General features: G+C 71.9%; 13 protein-coding genes. 2 read left to right on the top strand and 11 right to left on the bottom strand.

Annotated elements, in window-relative coordinates; genetic code table 11:
* Positions 1-70 precede the first annotated feature (70 nt).
* The 7 genes from ACFUO4_RS13010 to ACFUO4_RS12980 form a co-directional block, all read right to left on the bottom strand.
* A complete protein-coding gene (locus tag ACFUO4_RS13010; RefSeq protein ID WP_383483424.1) occupies positions 71-2074 on the bottom strand; it encodes a glycosyltransferase family 2 protein in 2004 nt (667 codons plus the stop codon).
* Complete coding sequence (gene rfbD, locus ACFUO4_RS13005; protein ID WP_383483421.1) at positions 2071-2967, bottom strand: dTDP-4-dehydrorhamnose reductase; 897 nt, start codon at positions 2965-2967, stop codon at positions 2071-2073. Before rfbD ends, ACFUO4_RS13010 begins: the two co-directional genes overlap by 4 nt.
* The gene (gene rfbB, locus ACFUO4_RS13000; protein ID WP_079311156.1) at positions 2964-3953 is read right to left on the bottom strand and encodes a dTDP-glucose 4,6-dehydratase; all 990 of its coding nucleotides are present in this window, start codon (positions 3951-3953) and stop codon (positions 2964-2966) included. Before rfbB ends, rfbD begins: the two co-directional genes overlap by 4 nt.
* Complete coding sequence (locus ACFUO4_RS12995; RefSeq protein WP_383483418.1) at positions 3950-5017, bottom strand: glucose-1-phosphate thymidylyltransferase; 1068 nt, start codon at positions 5015-5017, stop codon at positions 3950-3952. The genes rfbB and ACFUO4_RS12995 overlap by 4 nt, the downstream gene beginning before the upstream one ends.
* A gap of 262 nt (positions 5018-5279) precedes the next feature.
* Positions 5280-9266, bottom strand: coding sequence for an Rne/Rng family ribonuclease (locus ACFUO4_RS12990; protein ID WP_383483415.1), 3987 nt, complete (start codon positions 9264-9266; stop codon positions 5280-5282).
* Between the two features lie 260 nt (positions 9267-9526).
* Positions 9527-10285, bottom strand: a complete 759-nt coding sequence (locus tag ACFUO4_RS12985) for a TIGR03936 family radical SAM-associated protein (protein ID WP_383483412.1) — start codon at positions 10283-10285, stop codon at positions 9527-9529.
* A 48-nt stretch (positions 10286-10333) separates the two neighbouring features.
* Positions 10334-11473 (bottom strand): hypothetical protein, encoded by a 1140-nt coding sequence (locus ACFUO4_RS12980; protein ID WP_383483410.1) that lies wholly within the window; start codon positions 11471-11473, stop codon positions 10334-10336.
* Between the two features lie 200 nt (positions 11474-11673).
* On the opposite strand from ACFUO4_RS12980, the gene ACFUO4_RS12975 reads away from it, so the two are divergent.
* Positions 11674-12525: a hypothetical protein gene (locus ACFUO4_RS12975; protein WP_383483407.1), complete on the top strand. Its 852-nt coding sequence runs from the start codon at positions 11674-11676 to the stop codon at positions 12523-12525.
* A 30-nt stretch (positions 12526-12555) separates the two neighbouring features.
* Here the strand turns inward: ACFUO4_RS12975 and ACFUO4_RS12970 are convergent, their stop codons facing one another.
* Entirely contained in the window at positions 12556-14070 is a 1515-nt protein-coding gene (locus ACFUO4_RS12970; protein WP_383483404.1) for a glycosyltransferase family 39 protein, read from the bottom strand.
* A gap of 148 nt (positions 14071-14218) precedes the next feature.
* Between ACFUO4_RS12970 and ACFUO4_RS12965 the strand changes: the two genes are divergently transcribed.
* The gene (locus ACFUO4_RS12965; RefSeq protein ID WP_383483401.1) at positions 14219-15325 is read left to right on the top strand and encodes a glycosyltransferase; all 1107 of its coding nucleotides are present in this window, start codon (positions 14219-14221) and stop codon (positions 15323-15325) included.
* A gap of 27 nt (positions 15326-15352) precedes the next feature.
* On the opposite strand, the gene ACFUO4_RS12960 is transcribed toward ACFUO4_RS12965, so the two are convergent.
* The 3 genes from ACFUO4_RS12960 to ACFUO4_RS12950 all read right to left on the bottom strand — a co-directional run bounded on the left by ACFUO4_RS12960 (position 15353) and on the right by ACFUO4_RS12950 (position 19587).
* Positions 15353-17323: a TIGR03960 family B12-binding radical SAM protein gene (locus ACFUO4_RS12960; protein ID WP_079311151.1), complete on the bottom strand. Its 1971-nt coding sequence runs from the start codon at positions 17321-17323 to the stop codon at positions 15353-15355.
* Between the two features lie 72 nt (positions 17324-17395).
* The gene (locus ACFUO4_RS12955) at positions 17396-18904 is read right to left on the bottom strand and encodes a CHAD domain-containing protein (protein ID WP_383483397.1); all 1509 of its coding nucleotides are present in this window, start codon (positions 18902-18904) and stop codon (positions 17396-17398) included.
* A gap of 74 nt (positions 18905-18978) precedes the next feature.
* Positions 18979-19587, bottom strand: a complete 609-nt coding sequence (locus tag ACFUO4_RS12950) for a hypothetical protein (RefSeq protein WP_383483394.1) — start codon at positions 19585-19587, stop codon at positions 18979-18981.
* Positions 19588-19604 lie beyond the last annotated feature (17 nt).

Here is a 19604-nt window from a genome sequence, read left to right as displayed (position 1 = left end):
CGCCGCGGAGGTCGTCATCACAGGCATCATCATCGGGCTCTTCTTCTGCGGACGTCGCGTCACAACGCCCTCAGCTCTTCTTCGGCCGGTTCGTCAGGACCCGCTTGACGCGTCCGGCGACCCGGCGCCACAGCGGCCGCGGCGGGGCGGGCCGCCTGGGCTCCGGCGCCGGCGCCGGGGCGGGCTTCGCGGGCGGGATGTGCCGGTCGATGACCTCGGCGGTGCCGTCGGCCGCGACGACCACGTCGACGGGGAGCCGGGTCCACTTCGGCTCGCCCCGGTCGGCGGAGGGCAGCCCGATCCGGACCGCCCAGCGCGCCCCGGTGAGCCGCTCGACCGGCAGCTTCGCGGTCACGGTACGGCCGTCCGCCACGGCGTCGGCGGCGAACTTGCCGACGTTCTTGCGCTCGAAACGCAGCCGCACGGTCTCCTCGCCGGTCACCGCGAGCGGCAGCGGAAGCCGGACGGTCGCCTCCTCGGCCACCGCCGCGCCGGCCGGGTCCACCAGCACCACGGCCTCGCGCTCCAGCTTGTTGGTGTGCTGGTCGACGTCGAGGGAGAGGTTCCCCGGCCCGTCGGTCCAGTACGGCAGCACGAGCCGGCGCGGCTCACCGGTGAGCGCGGCCAGCCGCCCGGGCTCCACGCCCTCGCCGTGCACGGCACCGATCCGGCACTCCTTGCTCCAGCCGCCGGCCTTGATGCGCAGGTAAAAGTCCCAGATGCCCTTGGCCAGGGGTGAGCCCCCGGCGGCGGTCTCGGGGTCGAGCACGGCGGTCGCCGTGATCCGCTGCCGGAAGGCGCCTTCCGCTTCGGCGTCGACCTCGTGCCGCTCGCTCTTCAGCGGCAGGTAGTACTGGGTGGCGTCGTCGCGGTTGCGGACCACCAGGTCGACGTCGCTCTCCTCGGTGCGGGCGTCCAGCGTGATGCCCTGCCCGTCCAGCGCCTCGCGCGCCTTCTCGGACAGCGGCAGGTCGAGCACGTCACGCCCGTCCTCCCGGCGGAGGACGAGAGGGCTGCCGCCGGCCTCGTACTCGGCCCCGAAGCCGATGTTCAGGCGACCGTTCTCCCAGGTCAGGGAGGTCAGCTCGCCGGTGGGCCGGATCGCGGCCTCCCAGTGGGCGAGCTCGCGGATGTCGTCGTAGAGGTCGGCGGCGACGAGGCCCGCGACGACCCGCTGCATCGGGGCGACATGGGTGAGGACGCCGGGCCCGAAGCGCTCGACGACCACCCCGCGGATCTCGCGGTAGAGCTCCTCGGCGTAGTCCTCGGGGAGCTTCAGCAGCCGGTTGCCGCGCAGCCGCTCGACCATCTCGACGCGCAGCCAGCGGCTGAACAGCCGGTCGCGCAGCGGGCCGGGCTCGGTGAGCTCCTCGACCACGTCCAGCGCCTCGCGGAGGTTGCCGAAGTAGCCGGCCGGCTCGAAGCGCTGGAAGCCCGCGTTGGAGCCGTCGTCGCGGGTGATGTGGTAGTAGCACGGGTAGTCGCCGAGGACGGCGACGCTCTTGGCCCGCAGGTACGCCTCGGCGACGAAGACGTGGTCCTCCAGGCGCCGACGCCCCTCCTTGAAGCGGATGCCGTGCTCGGCGAGGAACGCGCGCCGGAACATCTTGTGCGGGGTGAGGCTGTCGATCAGCGGCGCGTTCTCGACGGTGGCCCGCGGCCGGTTGACCCGGAACAGCTCCTGCGGCACCGGCCGTCCGATGCCCACCATCTTGCCCACGACGACATCGGCGTCGTTCGCCGTGCCGTAGTCGTACATCCGCTCCAGGGCCTCGTCGCCCAGCCAGTCGTCGTGGTCGACGAACATGACGTACTCGCCCCGGGCGGCGTCGATGCCGGTGTTGCGGGGCTTGCCCGACCAGCCGGAGGCCTCCTGGTGGACGACGTGGAGATGCGGGTGCTCCGCCGCGAGTGCGTCCAGCCGGGCCGGGGTCTCGTCGGTGGAGCCGTCGTCGACGAAGAACACCTCGAACTCGTCGGTGGGCAGGCTCTGCCGCAGCAGACCGCCGATGCAGTCCTCGACGTACTTGCCGGGGTTGTGGACGGCGACGACCACGCTGACCTTGACGGTCACGCCGGGTCCTCCTTCGTCTGGACCCGGTGGATCTCCGGGAAGGCCTCGGCGAGCGCCGCCCGCCAGTCCCGCAGGGGCGTGAGACCGGCCGCCGCGAAGCGGTCGTGACCGAGGACGCTGTAGGCCGGGCGGGGGGCGGGGCGGACGAAGGCCTCGCTGGTGGTGGGGCGGACCCGGTCGGGGTCGGCGCCGAGCAGCCGGAAGATCTCGCGGGTGAGGCCGTACCAGGTCGTCTCGCCGGAGCTGGTGCCGTGGTAGACGCCGGCCGGGGCGGTGCCGGCCAGGGCGCCGCGGCCCAGCTCGTACAGCAGTCCGGCGAGATCGGCGCTCCAGGTGGGCTGGCCGCGCTGGTCGTCGACGACGTCCAGGGTGTCCTTGAGCCCCTCCAGCTTGATCATCGTACGGACGAAGTTGGGCCCGCCCGTGCCGTACAGCCAGGCCGTGCGCACCACATAGCCGCGCTCGAAGCCGAGCACGGCCCGCTCGCCGGCGAGCTTGGTGCGGCCGTAGGCGCTGCGCGGGGCGGTGGGGGCGTCCTCCGCGTACGGACTCGTCGCGTCGCCCGCGAAGACGTAGTCGGTGGAGACGTGCAGGAGGACGGCGCCGGTGGCGGCGCAGGCGGCGGCGAGATGGGCCGGGCCGTCGCCGTTGATGCGCAGGGCCTCCTCCTCGCGGCTCTCGGCGTCGTCGACGGCCGTCCAGGCCGCGCAGTTGACGACGACCGCGGGCCGGTGCGCCTCAAGGGTGCTGCGCACGGCGTCGGCGTCGGTGAGGTCGAGGGCGGCGCGGTCGAGGGCGACGGCCTGCTCGCCCGCCTCGGCGAGCCGGGCCAGGACGTCCTGGCCGAGCATGCCGCCCGCGCCGGTGACCAGCCAGATGCGGTTGTCGGTCACAGCGCGGCCCGCTCCTTCAGCGGCTCCCACCAGGCGCGGTTGTCTCTGTACCACTGCACGGTCTCCGCGAGCCCCTGCCGGAAGCTCTTGCGGGGCTCGTAGCCGAGCTCCTCGCGGATCTTCGTGCAGTCCACCGAGTAGCGGCGGTCGTGGCCCTTGCGGTCCTCGACGTACTCGACGCTGGTCTCCCAGTCCGCGCCGCAGGCCTCCAGGAGCAGCCCGGTGAGCTCCTTGTTGGAGAGCTCGGTGCCGCCGCCGATGTTGTAGACCTCGCCGGCCCGGCCCTTGGTGCGGACCAGCTCGATGCCCTGGACGTGGTCGTCGATGTGCAGCCAGTCGCGGACGTTGCCGCCGTCGCCGTAGAGCGGGACCTTCTTGCCGTCGAGGAGGTTGGTCACGAACAGCGGGATGACCTTCTCGGGGAAGTGGTGGTGCCCGTAGTTGTTGGAGCAGCGGGTGACCCGCACGTCCAGGCCGTGGGTGCGGTGGTACGACAGCGCGATCAGGTCGCTGGAGGCCTTCGCGGAGGAGTACGGCGAGTTCGGCTGGAGCGGGTGCGTCTCCGGCCAGGAGCCCTCGTCGATGGAGCCGTAGACCTCGTCGGTGGAGATGTGCACGAAGGTCTCGATGCCCGCGCGGTGGGCCGCGTCGATGAGGGTGTGGGTGCCGACGACGTTCGTACGGACGAACTCGGCGCCGCCGTCGATGGACCGGTCGACGTGCGACTCGGCGGCGAAGTGCACCACCTGGTCGTGCTCGGCCATCAGCTTGCCGACCAGCTCGGGGTCGCAGATGTCGCCCTGCACGAAGGAGAACCCGGGGTGCTCGCGCACCTCGTCGAGGTTGGCCGGGTTGCCCGCGTACGTCAGCTTGTCGAGGACGGTGATCTCGACGTCACCGGGGCCGTCGGGGCCGAGCACCGTACGGACGTAGTGCGAGCCGATGAAACCGGCACCGCCGGTCACCAGGATCTTGGTGGTCGTCATGAGGAGATCTGCACCTTGCTGTGATCACCGAGCACGAGCCGGTGGGCCGACGGGTTACGGGGAGCGGGCGTGACCTCGACGTCACGTCCGATGAGCGAGGCCTCCACGCGGCGCACACCGGTCACGGACGAGCCGCGCAGCACGATGGAGTACTCGATTTCGCTGTCCTCGATCCGGCAGTCCTCGGACACCGAGGTGAACGGGCCGATGTACGCGTCGCTGACCACCGTCCCGGCCCCGATGATCGCGGGGCCGACGATCCGGCTGCCGCTGACCCGGGCGCCCGCCTCGATGCGGACCCGGCCGATGATCTCGCTGTCCTCGTCGACCGTGCCCTCGTTGGACGGCGGGACCGTCTCCAGGACCGAGCGGTTGACCTCCAGCATGTCGGCGACGTTGCCGGTGTCCTTCCAGTAGCCGGAGATCGTGGTGGAGCGGACGTCGCGCTTCTCGTCGATCAGCCACTGGATGGCGTGCGTGATCTCCAACTCGCCGCGCCAGGACGGCTCGATGGAGCGGACGGCCTCGTGTATGGCCGGGGTGAAGAGGTAGACGCCGACGAGCGCGAGGTCGCTCTTGGGCTGCTTCGGCTTCTCCTCCAGGCCCACCACCCGTCCCTGGGCGTCGAGTTCGGCGACACCGAAGGACGTCGGGTTGGGCACCTGGGTCAGCAGGATCTGCGCCTCGGGCCGCTCGGCCCGGAACTCCTCCACCAGACCGGTGATGCCGCCGACGATGAAGTTGTCGCCGAGGTACATGACGAAGTCGTCGTCGCCGAGGAACTCCCGTGCGATCAGCACCGCGTGGGCCAGCCCGAGCGGGGCGTCCTGCGGGATGTAGGTGACCTCGATGCCGAACCGCGAGCCGTCGCCGACCGCTTCACGGATCTCGTCCGCGGTGTCGCCGACCACGATGCCGACTTCGGTGATCCCGGCGTCGGCGATCGCCTCCAGGCCGTAGAAGAGCACGGGCTTGTTGGCGACCGGCACGAGCTGTTTGGCGGAAGTGTGGGTGATCGGGCGGAGGCGAGTGCCCGCTCCCCCGGAGAGCACGAGTGCCTTCACGTATTAAGCCCCAATGACTGTGCCGAGAAGGGGGTGAAACCCCAACTGTCAGGATTTGTCGTCGATCTCGGTCTACATCGTAACCATGCTGGCGGAACGGTGATTCACCACGTGGAGGGCTGATTCAACACCTGTTCGCACTTTCGACACTTGTATGACGGCCCGAACTCCGTGAGGGTTGCCCACGTAACACGAAAAAAACACGAAGCCGCCCCCGACCGTAAGGCCCGGGGGCGGCTTCATGTGCGCGGCTGTCGGGGCGTCAGCCCTGGTCGGCCGCCGCCGTCTTCTTCGCGGCCGCCTTCTTGGCGGTCGTCTTCTTGGCGGCTGTCTTCTTCGCCGCGGTCTTCTTGGCCGCCGTCTTCTTGGTGGCGGCCTTCTTCGCCGTCGCCTTCTTGGCCGTCTTACGGGCCGTCTTCTTGGCGGGCGCGGCGTCCTCGGTGTCGGCGGCCGAAGCCTCCGACGCGTCCGGGGTCTCCGACGCCTCCGCGGTCTCCGTCGCCGTCGGCACGACCACGACGGCCGCCTCCTCGGACGCGGTCGGCGCGGTGGCCTTGCGCACGGCGCGGCGCCGCGGACGGGCCGGGGCGGCGCTCTCGGCGGACACCTCCGGCTGGGCCTCGGGCTGCTCCACCGGCGCCTCGACCGCGGGAGCGGCTTCGGCGACGGTCACCACGGCGGCCTCGGCACCCGCGGGCGACCCGGCCGGCGCGGACACCTTGCGGGTGGCACGGCGACGGGTACGGCCCTTGGGCGCGGCCTCCTCGACGACCGGGTCCTCGACGGCGACCGGCTCGGCGTGCGCCTCGGCGGCCGGCTCCGGCTGCACCGGACGCTCGACCTCCTCCGCGACGGTGACATCCTGCGCGGTCGGGACGGCCGGCGAGGTCTCCTCGGCCTGCTCGACCTCCTCGGCCTGCTCAGCCCGCTCGGACCGTCCAGCCCTCTCGCGGCGCGGCGCACCGGCCGGAGCGGACGCCCGGCGGCTCGCCCGGCGCCGCGAACGGCCCCGGGTGGCCGCGGCCTCCGCCTCGGCGGCGCTGCTGTACAGCTCCTCGTCCGGCTCGAAGGGCGCGGGCAGCGCGACCGGCTCGGCGAGTTCGGCGGCGACCTCGGCCTCGGTCTCCACCTCGTCGTCGTGGTCGTGGTCGACAGCCTCGGCCGCCTCCGCCGCCACCGCGGCCTCGTGCACGTGCTCGATGCCGCCGCGTCCGCGCTTCTTGCGCTTGCCGCCACCGCCGACGGAGGTCGGCTGCTCCATGTGGACGATGACACCGCGGCCGTTGCAGTGGACGCAGGTCTCGGAGAACGACTCCAGCAGACCCTGGCCGACCCGCTTGCGGGTCATCTGGACCAGGCCCAGCGAGGTCACCTCGGCGACCTGGTGCTTGGTCCGGTCCCGGCCCAGGCACTCCAGGAGGCGGCGCAGCACCAGGTCCCGGTTGGACTCCAGCACCATGTCGATGAAGTCGATGACGATGATGCCGCCGAGGTCGCGCAGCCGCAGCTGACGCACGATCTCCTCGGCCGCCTCCAGGTTGTTCCTGGTGACCGTCTCCTCGAGGTTGCCGCCCTGACCGGTGAACTTGCCGGTGTTGACATCGACGACGACCATCGCCTCGGTCCGGTCGATCACCAGCGAACCGCCGCTGGGCAGCCAGACCTTGCGGTCCAGCGCCTTGGCGAGCTGCTCGTCGATCCGGTAGGTGGCGAAGACGTCGACCTCACTGGTCCACTTCGACAGCCGGTCGGCCAGGTCGGGCGCGACGTGCGAGACGTAGCCGTGGATGGTCTCCCACGCGTCGTCGCCGCTGACGACGACCTTGGTGAAGTCCTCGTTGAAGATGTCGCGGACGACCCGGACCGTCATGTCCGGCTCGCCGTACAGCAGCGTCGGCGCGTTGCCGTTCTTCGACTTCTTCTGGATGTCCTCCCACTGCGCCTGCAGTCGCTCGACATCGCGGCGCAGCTCGTCCTCGGAAGCGCCCTCGGCGGCGGTGCGCACGATGACGCCCGCGTCCTCGGGGACGATCTTCTTGAGGATGGTCTTCAGCCGGGCCCGCTCGGTGTCGGGCAGCTTGCGGCTGATGCCGGTCATCGAGCCCTCGGGGACGTACACGAGGTAGCGGCCCGGGAGGGAGACCTGGCTGGTCAGACGCGCGCCCTTGTGACCGATCGGGTCCTTCGTCACCTGGACGAGCACCGACTGGCCGGACTTCAGGGCGGACTCGATGCGCCGCGGCCCGTTGGCCATGCCCAGCGCCTCGAAGTTGACCTCACCGGCGTACAGGACGGCGTTGCGCCCCTTGCCGATGTCGATGAACGCGGCCTCCATGGACGGCAGCACGTTCTGGACCTTGCCCAGGTACACGTTGCCGACGTACGAAGTGGCCTGCTCCTTGTTGACGTAGTGCTCGACGAGCACGCCGTCCTCCAGGACGCCGATCTGCGTGCGCTCACCGCTCTGCCGGACGACCATCACGCGCTCGACGGCCTCGCGGCGGGCCAGGAACTCGGCCTCGGTGATGATCGGGACGCGGCGGCGGCCCTGCTCGCGGCCTTCCCGGCGGCGCTGCTTCTTGGCCTCCAGACGGGTCGAGCCCTTGATGGACTGCACCTCGTCGGACGGCTCGGCACCCCTTTCCCGCGGGGGACGGGGCTCGCGGACCTTGACGACCGTGCGCTCCGGGTCGCCGTCACCGGGCTCGATGTCGGGGGAGGAGTCACCGGCGCGACGACGACGGCGCCGGCGGCGACGGCTGCTGGAGGACGAGGAACCGCCCTCGTCGCCGTGCTCGTCCTCGGCGTCCTCCTCGATCTGCTCGGCGGTGTCCGCAGCTTCCTGATCGGCCCGGTCGTCCTGATCGGCAGCGAGCTCGTCGCCCTCCTCGCCCTCCGCCTCGGAGTCGGCGGACTCACCGCGGCGCCGGCGACGGCCACCACGGCGACGGCGACGACGGGAGCCGGTCTCCTCGGAGTCCTCCGCGTCGCCCTCGACGGCGTCCTCGGCGTCGGCCTCCTCGGCCTCGTCCTCGGCCTCGGTCTCGACGGCCTGCGGCGACTCGGTCTCGGCGGGCTCACCCCGGCGGCGGCGACGGCGCCGCGTGGCGACCGGCTCCTCCTGGGGCTCCTCGGCGGCGGGCTCCTCGGGCTCCTCGACCTCCGCCTCGGCGGCGGCCGCGGCGGCGGCCCGCTCGGGCGTCTGGAACTGCGGCTCGGTGAACACGGGCGCCTGGAACACGGCCACGGCGGGCCGCGCGGGGCGGCGCGGGGAGTCTTCCTCGGCGGCTTCGTCACCGGCGGCCCGCGGGGGCTCGGAGAACCCGGTGGCGGCGCGGCGCACGGAACGCCGGCGGGTGGCGCGGCGCGGGGCGGCCTCCTCGGCGGCCGGGGCCTCGGCGGCGGCTTCCTCGGCGGGCTTGGTCTCTTCGTCAGCGCTCACGGGCGCCTCCACGGTCTCGGGCGCCTCGGCGGGCGCGGCCACTCGACGCGTGGCACGCCGACGACCCCGACGGGGGGCCTCTTCCTCGACGGCGGCCTCGGGGGCGGCGTCGGCTTCGGCCTCGGAAACGGCCTCGGAAACGGCCGTGGCAGCGGGCTCGGAAACCGCCTCAGGAGCCGCCTCGGCGACCGGCGCACCGGCGGGCGCGGAGGCCCGGCGGGTGGCACGCCGACGCGTACGCGGCGCGGGCGCCTCTTCGGCCTTCGGCTCCTCGACGACCTCGGCCTCGGCTTCGACCTCCGCCTGCGGTTCGGCGGGTACGACGGTCTCGGCGGCCGCGGTCTCGGCGGCGGCCGGGGACCCGGTGGGCGCGGAGGCCCGGCGGGTGGCACGGCGACGCGTACGCGGCGCGGGTGCGGCCTCCTCGACGGACTCGGTGGCCTCGGCGGCCTGGGCCTCGACGGCGGCGGGCGCGCTCTCCTCGGCCACCGGCACGACCGTCTCGGCGACGGCGCTCTCGGCGGCAGCGGGAGCCCCGGCGGGCGCGGAGGCCCGGCGGGTGGCACGACGGCGCGTACGCGGCGCGGGCGCCTCTTCGGTCACCGTCTCCTCGGCCACCGCCGGTTCTTCGGCGGCGGTCTCGGTGGCGGCCGGTATGGCCGGCGTCACCTCGTCCGGCGCTTCGGCCGCGCCGGCGACCGGCGGACCCGCCGGCCGGGATGCGGCACGGCGCCGGCGGCGCGGCGGCAGGGTGTCGCTGGGGGTGTTGAGTTCGGAACCCTCGGTGGGTTCGGTCGGCTCGAGCATGCGGGCGTTTCTCCCGTCAGGCTCCCGGGCGCCGCGCCTGGTCCGGCGATGCCGGTGACGTCCGCGGCTCGCGCGATGCGCGGTGCCGCCGTCCGGGGCGCGGGCGCCGCACGGGAGCTCTCTGTGTCCTGTCTCGCCGGTTCCGTACACCCTGTTGGGTACGGCCTGGCGAAAGTCTTCTGGTCGGTGCGCTGCCCGACCCAGGTGGCTCCCGAGTACGAGGGCGGCGCTACGACGTCCGTCCTTTCGCGGGACCTTCCCTACTCCGGCGCCTTCGCGGCGGCAGCGGCCGTTGTGGGGGCCTCAGCTGCCTCGCGGTCGGGCGCGAGCGGGTCGGTCACCTCGCCGGTCTCTTCATCGAACAGCCCCTGCGCCAGCCTGGTCACCGCTGCGGGGACCGGCGGCGCCAGGTCGGCCACGGCGCGGAGACCGGACAGGACGTCGTCGGGTCGTACGGCAGGCGTCACGTGCCGAACAACCAGCCGCAGTATCGCACAGGGCTGGTCGGTCGGCCTATCAGCCTGGGGACTGTGCGTCTGAAGCCGTACGACTGCGGAGCGGGCGTCGAAAGAACGGATGCCGTTCTTGGTCTTGCGCTGGACCTCGACGGCGTCGGCGGCGTTGAAGGCGACAACGGCCTTCTCGGCCTCCGCCGGCTCCACTCCGTCGAGCCGCAGCTCCCACACCGAGGCGGTGAGCCGGTCGGCGAGCCCGGACGTGCGGGCCTCGACCGCGTCGACGATGTCGAGGCCGAGGGGCATCGACTCGTCGAGCAGAACCCTGAGCTTCTCGGGGTCCCGCGCCTCGGTGAGGGCGATCTCCAGATACTCCGCCTCACTGCCCGTGCCGGTGGGTGCGGCATTGGCGTACGACACCTTCGGATGCGGCGTGAACCCCGCCGAGTACGCCATCGGCACCTCGGCACGGCGCAGCGCACGCTCGAAAGCGCGCTGGAAGTCACGGTGGCTGGTGAACCGGAGGCGGCCGCGCTTGGTGTAACGCAGTCGGATGCGCTGCACCGCGGGTGCGGGCGGCGGGCCTTCGGGCTGTCGCTTGCCCAGTGTCGTTCAGTCCTTCGTGAGAGCGGTCGTACTCCTACCAAGAGTACGTGTCTCGGGCCCGGTCGGTTCCCGCCGGTCCACGGCGACCGTCTCCCGGGGTTCGCCGAGGAGCATGCGCCGGAAGTCGGCGCGCGCCTGCCGCGCGGTCTCCCGTACCGAGGCGAGCGCCTCCCGCGTGGCCCGTCCGACACCGCGGGCGACCTCGGCGACGGGCCGCAGCACGACCTCGCGCACGACATGTCCGACCGGGGTGAGCAGGGTGCGGTAGGCCCAGCGCACCGGCTCGACGAAGACCCACCGGAAGAGGGCGGCGAGGAACCGTCCGACGGCGAGCGAGACGTGCCCGGCGATCCGCCAGGCGTGCCCGAGCGCGTCCCCCACCTCCCGCCCGGCCACGGCGAGGAACCGCCCGACCGGCGTGAGCACCCAGCGCCACAGGGCGAGCACCGGCAGCACGAGCACCACACGCGCGACCCAGTACAACCCCAGCCCGATCCCCCGCAGCAGCCACGCCACTCCATGCCCGACGGGCGTGAGGACCCACGCGTACAGCCACACGGCGGGCACGACGACGAGATACCGCACCAGCCAGGCGACGACTGTGTACACGCCGATGCCGACGGCGGCGATCCCGCGCCCGATCCCCCGCAGCAGCCACATCACGCCGTGTCCGGAGGGTGTGAGGACCCACCGGTACAGCCAGACGGCGGGTACGACGACGAGGTAGCGCACCAGCCAGGCCCCCGCGGCGTACAGTCCGGCCGCGAGCGCCCGCGCGGTCCAGGCGAAGCCGTGCCCGAGAGGGGTCAGCACATACCGGTACAGCCAGGTCAGCGGTACGACGACCAGGACGTTCCCGAGCCACGCGAGCCCCTTGCCGAGCGGTACGAGCAGATACCGCCACAGCCCCAGGAGCGGCCACACGAACAGGATGCGCCCCGTCCACTCCAGCACCCACTCCAGGGCCCGGCCCAGCGGCCGCAGCACGGTGTCGTTGAGGAACCGTCCGGCGACGACGAGCGCGTCCCACGCCATGCGCACGGGCACGACCAGCACGAGCACGACGATCCGCACCGGGATGCGGATGGCCGTCACGAGACACCCCTCCGGCTGTCGGGGCTCGGGCAGCGGCTTCTGCGGTTCCATACCGGACAAGACGCCGCGCCCCGCGCCCTGGATGCACCCCGTGGGTTGCGATGCCGTCACGGCGCTCGTCCGCTAGACCGTTTTACCTATTTGACGGCGCGTCCGCCGCGCGTCAGTACGGCTGTCGTGGGTGATCGGGTCACGCTCGCACGGAGGTCCGGGAACTCCCCCGGGCCCGCTTTGTGCCAAGGAGCATGCCTATGAGTCCTCGACACACTCCCTCGCTGCTGGGGCCGCCGGCCCGGGCGAGGTTCCAGAAGGCCGGGGTGCTGACCTCCCTCGCCCTGGTCATCGCCGGCGGGCTGGTCACCCCGGCCGCGGCGGCCGCGAAGGCGGTGTCCGAGAGGCCGGCGGCGACGCCGCGGACGGGCGACAAGTGCAAACCGCACAAACCCCATCACGCGCGGGTGGGCGCGGAGGCGTACACCGGCAAGGACAAGTGCAAGGGCGCCACGGGGGCGACGGGCCCGAAGGGCGCCACGGGTCCGAAGGGCGCCACGGGTGCGACGGGAGCCACCGGGGCGACCGGACCCACGGGTGCGACCGGTGCCACCGGTGCCACCGGCCCTTCGGGCGAGAACGGCACGCCGGGCGCGACGGGAGCAACCGGGGCGACCGGACCCACGGGTGCCACCGGAGCCACCGGTCCCGTCGGCCCGTGCACCGAGATCGACGCCAGCCAGGACAGCAACAACTTCGAGCTCCGGGCAGCGCTCACCCCGCCGGTCATGGGCGGCCCGAACAGGACCTACGCGGGCATCCGGGACCTCACCACCGCGACACCCGGTCCCTTCCTGTGGACCGACCTCACCGGTCACCCGAACTACCCGCAGAACGCCTGCGGGATCTCCATCGCCCAGCACTCCCAAGGCAATCAGGTCGAGGGGGACCTGAGGATCGACGTCATCACCACGACGGGAGCCATCTACGAGACCACCTGCGCGGTGGTCACCAGTGACCGCACGCTGAACTGCGGGAACAACGCGTGGACGCTGGTCAACAGGCAGCCTGCACCCGGCGCAGTGAACGGCGGCACGATCATCATGCCGTAGCACCACGGCAAGGGGGTGTCCGGCGGCATGTCAGGACTGCCGGGCGCCCCCTGCCGCGCCGACGCGCTCCAGCAGACTCACCGTCATCCCCGTCACCGGCGTGCTCGTCGACACCCGGTACCGCGTCTGCAAGGCCCCCGCCTGCGCCGGATCGATCGCGTTCAAGGGGAATTCGGCGCCCTGCGTCACCAGCCAGATCCGGCGCTCGCCCCCGAGGCACCGCTCCGGCACGGGGCACTGGACCGCGTAGAGGTCGTCGATCCCGGCCGGGGTCCGCGTCAGGAAGACGTCCCGCAGCTCCAGAGCGCGCGGCAGGTAGTACCGCACACCACCGTCGAGCTGCCAGCTGTCGAACCGGTCGTAGACGACCGCGTCCCCGGGCCGGTGCTGCCGCTCGATCACCTCGGCCGCCGCCGCGTAGTCGAGGGGCACCGGGGCGTTGTGCTCGAAGGGCCGGCGCATCTGGCGCTGGTCCGGCAGGACGAGCAGGGCCAGCGCCACGACGACGACCGCCCCCGCCTTCCAGGAACGCCGGGCCGCGGCCAGTCCCGAGCCGGCCAGCAGCGCCCAGGCCGGGAGGGTGAACAGGACGTAGACACCGCGGAAGTAGGAGACCTCACCGTGGGAGGCGGCCCAGACCAGGGCCGGGGGCAGCAGCGCCCAGGTGCCGCACAGCAGCAGCGGCGCCCTGCGCTGCGAACGGGCCGCCAGGGCGAGGGCGATCAGGGCTCCGGCGCACAGCGCGGAGGCGAAGACCTCGCCGGGGAGGGAGAGCAGTGCCCAGCCGTCGGGCGCCGGGACCCAGTACAGCTGGCGTCCGGCCTGGGAGCGGCCGAGCAGGGCGAGCGGGGCGACCATCGCGACGACCGCGGTCAGGGCGAGGCCGGCCCGCCACCACAGGGCGCGGTCCCGGCGCGCGTGGGCGGCGAGCAGACAGAGGTGGGCGATCGCGACGGAGAGCGCGATCAGGTGCAGGAGCCCGGTGAACGCCAGCGCGAGCGTGTAGGCGGCCCAGCGCCAGGGGCCGCGCGGCCGGTCCAGGGCGCGCAGCAGCAGGAGCGTGGCGCCGGCGACGGCCGCCATCACCAGCGCGTAGGAGCGGGCTTCCTGGCCGTAGCGGCTCACGGCCGGGACGAGCGCGAGGAGAAGCCCGGCAAGAATTCCGGCCCGATATCCGAAGAGCCGGTTCCCGAGCAGTGCCACCAGGGCCGCCGCTCCGGCCACCGCGAACAGGGACGGAAGTCGCAGTGAAAGGACGGAATCCCCGAAGAGCTCCACCCATCCGTGCATCAGCAGGTAATAGGTGCCGTGCACGGCGTCGACGTTGCGCAGCGTGGCGAGGATCCGGTCGGTGTCCCGGCCGGCCATGTCCCAGGTGACCAGCTCGTCACGGCCGAGCAGCGGGCCGGTGAGCCCGAAGCCGCCCAGCCCCAGGGTGAGGGCGAAGGGCGCCGCCCAGAGCAGCACGCGGCCGCGCACGGACACGGCCGCGACGGCGGGACGGAATTCTTCGCGAGGCGGGGGAAGCTGCGCGGCGATGACCATAGGAATACCTATACCTGTCATTTCACCGGTGGCTGCTTGCACGCACCCCCGGCGCTGGATAATTTCACCGGGCGGTCCTTTTCTGCAGAGAAAAGAAGATGCCATGAATAACACAAACGCGAATAACACAAACGCGGTCTGCCTCAATATGATCGTCAAGGACGAGGCGCATGTGATCCGACGCTGCCTCGAGTCCGTACGGCCTCTCGTCGACAGCTGGGTGATCCTGGACACCGGCTCGACCGACGGCACCCAGGACATCGTCCGCGAGACCCTCGCCGACCTGCCCGGGGCGTTGTACGAGAGCCCCTTCCGCGGCTTCGGCGCGAGCCGCACGGAGGCGATCGAACGGGCCCGGGAGCGGGCGGGCCATCTGCTGTTCATCGACGCCGACGACGTCCTGGAGACCGACCCCGGCTTCACGCTGCCGACGCTCACCCACGACTGCTACGACATGCAGGTGCGCCACGGCCCGGTCGTCCACTGGCGCCCGACACTGGTGTCGACCCGCCTCCCCTGGCGGTACGTCGGTGTGCTGCACGAATACCTGGAGTGCGACACGGAGTTCAGCCGGGCCGGCCTCGACGGCGTCCGCATGGTCATCATGGGCGGCGGAGGCCGGTCGCAGGGCAGCTCCCGTACGAAGTACCTGCGGGACGCGGCGCTCCTGAAGGACGGCCTCGCCAAGGAACCCGGCAACACCCGGTACGCCTTCTATCTCGCCCAGAGCTGGCGGGACGCCGACGAACCGGCGAAGGCGCTGGCCGCCTACGACCGCCGCGCGGCCATGGACGAGGGCTTCGCCGAGGAGGCGTTCTGCTCCCGGCTCTACGCGGCCCGCCTCGCCCTGGAGCTGAAGCGCCGTATGCCCGAGGTCATGTCCCGCTTCCTGGACGCCCACGAACACCGGCCCACCCGAGCGGAACCCCTCGGCGAACTCGCCCACCTGTGCCGGACCCGCGGAGAGCGCTGGCCGCTCGCCTACCTGTTCGCACGACGCGCGGCGGAGCTCCCGCCGCCCGACGACATCCTCTTCGTCGAGCACGGCTGGTACGACTGGCGGGCGCTGGACGAGCTGGCGGTGGCGGCGTACTGGATGGGCGCCTACCGCGAGTCCCTGGAGGCCTGCGAGCAGCTCCTGGACGGCGGAAAGCTCCCGCCGCAGCACCGCGAACGGGTGGCCGCCAACCATGACTTCGCCCGCACCAAACTGGCGGTGCGGGCGAAGTCCGGAAGCGTCCCGGGAGCAAGGTGACTCTGCGAGGGGTCACCCCCACTCACGTCAGTGCGAGTGACCACTCCCAGCAGGCGCAGGCGCCGCGTTCTTGACCGTCAGCGGCAGCAGCTTCTTGCCGGTCGGGCCGATCTGGATGTGGGTGTCCATCTGCGGGCAGACACCGCAGTCGAAGCAGGGCGTCCAGCGGCAGTCGTCGACCTCGGTCTCGTCGAGGGCGTCCTGCCAGTCCTCCCAGAGCCAGTCCTTGTCCAGGCCGGAGTCGAGGTGGTCCCAGGGCAGGACCTCCTCGTAGGTGCGCTCGCGGGTCGTGTACCAGTCGACGTCCACGCCGAAGGGGGCGAGGGCCTTGTCGGCGCACGCCATCCAGCGGTCATAGGAGAAGTGCTCGCGCCAGCCGTCGAAGCGGCCGCCGTCCTCGTAGACCGCGCGGATGACCGCGCCGATGCGGCGGTCGCCGCGGGACAGCAGGCCCTCGACGATGCCGGGCTTGCCGTCGTGGTAGCGGAAGCCGATCGAGCGGCCGTACTTCTTGTCGCCGCGGATCTTGTCGCGGAGCTTCTCCAGGCGGGCGTCGGTCTCCTCCGCCGAGAGCTGCGGGGCCCACTGGAACGGGGTGTGGGGCTTGGGGACGAAACCGCCGATCGAGACCGTGCAGCGGATGTCGTTGGAGCGGGAGACCTCACGGCCCTTGGCGATGACGTTCGCGGCCATGTCGGCGATCTGGAGGACGTCCTCGTCGGTCTCCGTCGGCAGGCCGCACATGAAGTACAGCTTCACCTGGCGCCAGCCGTTGCCGTAGGCCGTCGCGACCGTGCGGATGAGGTCCTCCTCGGACACCATCTTGTTGATGACCTTGCGCATGCGCTCGCTGCCGCCCTCGGGGGCGAAGGTCAGGCCGGACCGGCGGCCGTTCCTCGTCAGCTCGTTCGCCAGGTCCACGTTGAAGGCGTCGACGCGGGTGGACGGGAGGGACAGACCGATCTTGTCCTCCTCGTACCGGTCCGCCAGGCCCTTGGCGATGTCGCCGATCTCCGAGTGGTCCGCGGAGGACAGGGAGAGCAGGCCCACCTCCTCGAAGCCCGTCGCCTTCAGGCCCTTCTCGACCATCTCGCCGATGCCCGTGATCGAGCGCTCGCGCACCGGGCGGGTGATCATGCCCGCCTGGCAGAAGCGGCAGCCGCGGGTGCAGCCGCGGAAGATCTCGACCGACATGCGCTCATGGACGGTCTCGGCGAGCGGGACCAGGGGCTGCTTGGGGTACGGCCACTCGTCGAGGTCCATCACCGTGTGCTTGGACACCCGCCACGGCACGCCCGACTTGTTGGGGACCACACGGGCGATCCGGCCGTCCGCGAGGTACTCGACGTCGTAGAACGCGGGGATGTAGACGGAACCCGTCTTCGCCAGGCGGAAGAGGACCTCCTCACGGCCACCGGGCTGTCCCTCCGCCTTCCACTCGCGGATGATCCGCGTCATGTCGAGGACGGCCTGCTCGCCGTCGCCGATGATCGCCGCGTCGATGAAGTCCGCGATCGGCTCCGGGTTGAAGGCCGCGTGGCCGCCGGCGAGCACGATCGGGTCGTCGAGGCCGCGGTCCTTGGACTCCAGTGGGATGCCCGCCAGGTCCAGCGCCGTCAGCATGTTCGTGTAGCCCAGCTCCGTGGAGAAGGACAGGCCGAACACGTCGAAGGCCTTCACCGGGCGGTGGCTGTCCACCGTGAACTGCGGGACGCCGTGCTCCCGCATCAGCGCCTCCAGGTCCGGCCACACGCTGTACGTGCGCTCGGCGAGGACGCCCTCCTGTTCGTTCAGCACCTCGTAGAGGATCATGACGCCCTGGTTGGGCAGCCCGACCTCGTAGGCGTCCGGGTACATGAGCGCCCAGCGGACGTCACTGGACTCCCAGGGCTTGACCGTGGAGTTGAGCTCGCCGCCGACGTACTGGATCGGCTTCTGCACATGCGGGAGCAGAGCTTCGAGCTGCGGGAACACCGACTCGGCGGTTTCGGCTGACATCTCGCACTTCCGTGGACTGACAGGGGTGACCATCTAGCGTAACGCGAGCGCGGGCCTGCCCCGTCCGTCCGCTCAGACCGCGAGGTCGCCCTTGATCACCGGCCAGGTGACGGGCAGGTCCAGCTCGACCAGCTCGGCCCGCCGCTCCTCGTGCCCGTACAGCACCCCGTAGGTGAACGTGCTCTCCCCCGCCGTATGCGCCTGACCTGCGAGATCGCGCAGAGCCGCGCGGGTCATCACGCTGTCCTGGTGATCGCCGAGCAGCCCCTGCAGAGACTTCATCGACCGTACGAGATCGACGGCGGGCTCCCCGAGTGCCTCGGCCGCCGCCTCCGCCGAGTACCGCGTGCGCTTGCACTTCTTGCGCGCCTCGTGGATCGCGAGGTCCCGGCCGGGCCCGGGCGGCAGCTCCAGCGCCTGCTCCACCAGGTCCGTCAGCTCCCCGAAATCCTTCCGTACGGCCTTGGCGAGCACCTTCTCCGGCTTCCCCCCGGCCGCCTTCAGCACCGGCGGATCGGCCACCAGCGCGTCCAGGGCGACGAGCAGATCCAGGTACCGCTTCCCGTCCAGTACGGCGATCAGACGGCGCCGCGACCCGCCGCTGCGGGCGTGCGACCAGGTGCGCAACCGGGTGCGGACGGGGCCCACGAGCAGGGTGCGCGGCAGCTCGTCGAGGCGGGCGGTCAGCCGTTCCGTCAGCACCTCCTGGTCGCGGTCCACGCCCAGCTCACCGGCGAGCCACTTCAGCTCCGCACCGATGGGGTCGGTGACGGTCCGGTCCAGGACCTTGCCGTACGACCGGAAGGCGCTGCGCATCCGGCGGGTGGCGACCCGCATGCGGTGCACGGAGTCGTACAGGTCCCGCCGCACGGCCGGGTCGAGCTCGACGATCGCGTCCCGCTGGGCGCGCAGGTAGGCGAGGACATGGTCCCCGGCGGTCTCCGGGGCGGCCGCCTCGACGGCCTTCTTCTTCCGTTTCTTCTTCCCGCCCGTCTCCGCCAGCGCCCGCGCCAGCTTCGACGCCGACGTCGACGGCCGTACGCCCGTCTTCCGCAGCCGCTTCTCGATCTTGTCGAGGAAGACCGGGTCACCGCCGTCGGCGAGCTCGATCTCGATCTCGGTCCACTGGGCGCTGCCGCCGCCCTCGGTGAGCCGCTCGGCGCGCACGCCGTCCACGCTGGCCTCGGCGAGCAGGACACCCTCGGCGTCGACGAGATGGCGGACGTCCCGCTCGGACAGCAGCCGGACCACGGGCAGCAGCTCGGCCTCCCGGACCCGGGAGCGGATCAGACCTGCGAGGACACGGGGCAGGGTGTCGGAGAGCGGCGCCTGGACCTCGTCCCGCACGCCGGGCGCCACCGGGAACTTCAGGTGCCAGCCGGCGTCCACGCCCCCGACGCGGCGGCGCAGGGTGATCGAGGCTGCGGCGAGGCGCTCGTCCGGGGTGTCGTAGTAGGTGGCGTCGAGGTGGGCGACACCCTTGTCGATGACGGCCGCGACCCCGGCGACGCCGGTGAGGTCGGGCAGTCCGCTGTCGTCGGACTCGTACTTCCGCTCGATCTCGCGCTTTGTGTCCGCCATGACCTGAATCTAGACGGAGTCGCGGCGGGAAGGCAGAGGGCGCCGAGTCCGAATCCCGGGGAAACGCCGGGGCCTCAGGAGGTGAGCAGCGCCCGCATCGCCTGGCTGTCCGGGAACGGCGCGTCCTGCGCCGTACGGGACAGCAGAAGCACGTGGGCGTCCTCGAACTGGTCGTACGACATCGGTTCGGGGCCCTGCCCGACGATCACCACGTTGTGCTCCAGACGCCAGCTCACGTACCGCGTGGGGAACTTGGGCTGACGTATGTCGTGGTGCGGGAGGCCGAGGCGGTCGGTGAAGCGCTGGACGACGGTGGCGTGGTGGGCGTCGAACTCCGGCCGCCAGGCGCCCTCCTGACTCGTCCAGCCGGGGACGGCCGCCCAGATGTCCTCGTCGAGCAGGCCGCCGTCGACCGTGTAGAGGTAGGCGAAGGGCAGGTGGAGCGTCCCGTCGCCGTCGGCGGTGACGAAGTGGCCGTGCGGGGTGACGTGGGTGGCTTCGGGGACGTCGGGCGTCTCCTCGTACGCCGGCCCGGCGACCGCCTCCGACCAGTCCGGCCAGCCGGCCTCACGCAGCCGGGCCGCCACCGTCCCGCCGTCGGTCAGGTCCAGCTCCGCCAGGTCCAGCAGCCGGTCGACCAGTTCCTCGTCGACCGGGCACACGGCCACGTACTCCTCGGACACCCCGCTCCCTCCTTCTG

Source organism: Streptomyces sp. NPDC057280, from assembly GCF_042668605.1.
GTDB lineage: Bacteria > Actinomycetota > Actinomycetes > Streptomycetales > Streptomycetaceae > Streptomyces.
This window is presented reverse-complemented; position numbering and strand designations above follow the sequence as displayed.

What these genes read in the sequence shown, in the direction of transcription:
- ACFUO4_RS12980 (WP_383483410.1), bottom strand. Translation starts at nt 11,473, where the DNA reads ATGGAACCGCAGAAGCCGCTGCCCGAGCCCCGACAGCCGGAGGGGTGT.
- ACFUO4_RS12955 (WP_383483397.1), bottom strand. Translation starts at nt 18,904, where the DNA reads ATGGCGGACACAAAGCGCGAGATCGAGCGGAAGTACGAGTCCGACGAC.
- ACFUO4_RS12970 (WP_383483404.1), bottom strand. Translation starts at nt 14,070, where the DNA reads ATGGTCATCGCCGCGCAGCTTCCCCCGCCTCGCGAAGAATTCCGTCCC.
- ACFUO4_RS12965 (WP_383483401.1), top strand. Translation starts at nt 14,219, where the DNA reads ATGATCGTCAAGGACGAGGCGCATGTGATCCGACGCTGCCTCGAGTCC.
- ACFUO4_RS12960 (WP_079311151.1), bottom strand. Translation starts at nt 17,323, where the DNA reads ATGTCAGCCGAAACCGCCGAGTCGGTGTTCCCGCAGCTCGAAGCTCTG.
- rfbB (WP_079311156.1), bottom strand. Translation starts at nt 3,953, where the DNA reads ATGACGACCACCAAGATCCTGGTGACCGGCGGTGCCGGTTTCATCGGC.
- ACFUO4_RS12975 (WP_383483407.1), top strand. Translation starts at nt 11,674, where the DNA reads ATGAGTCCTCGACACACTCCCTCGCTGCTGGGGCCGCCGGCCCGGGCG.
- ACFUO4_RS12990 (WP_383483415.1), bottom strand. Translation starts at nt 9,266, where the DNA reads ATGCTCGAGCCGACCGAACCCACCGAGGGTTCCGAACTCAACACCCCC.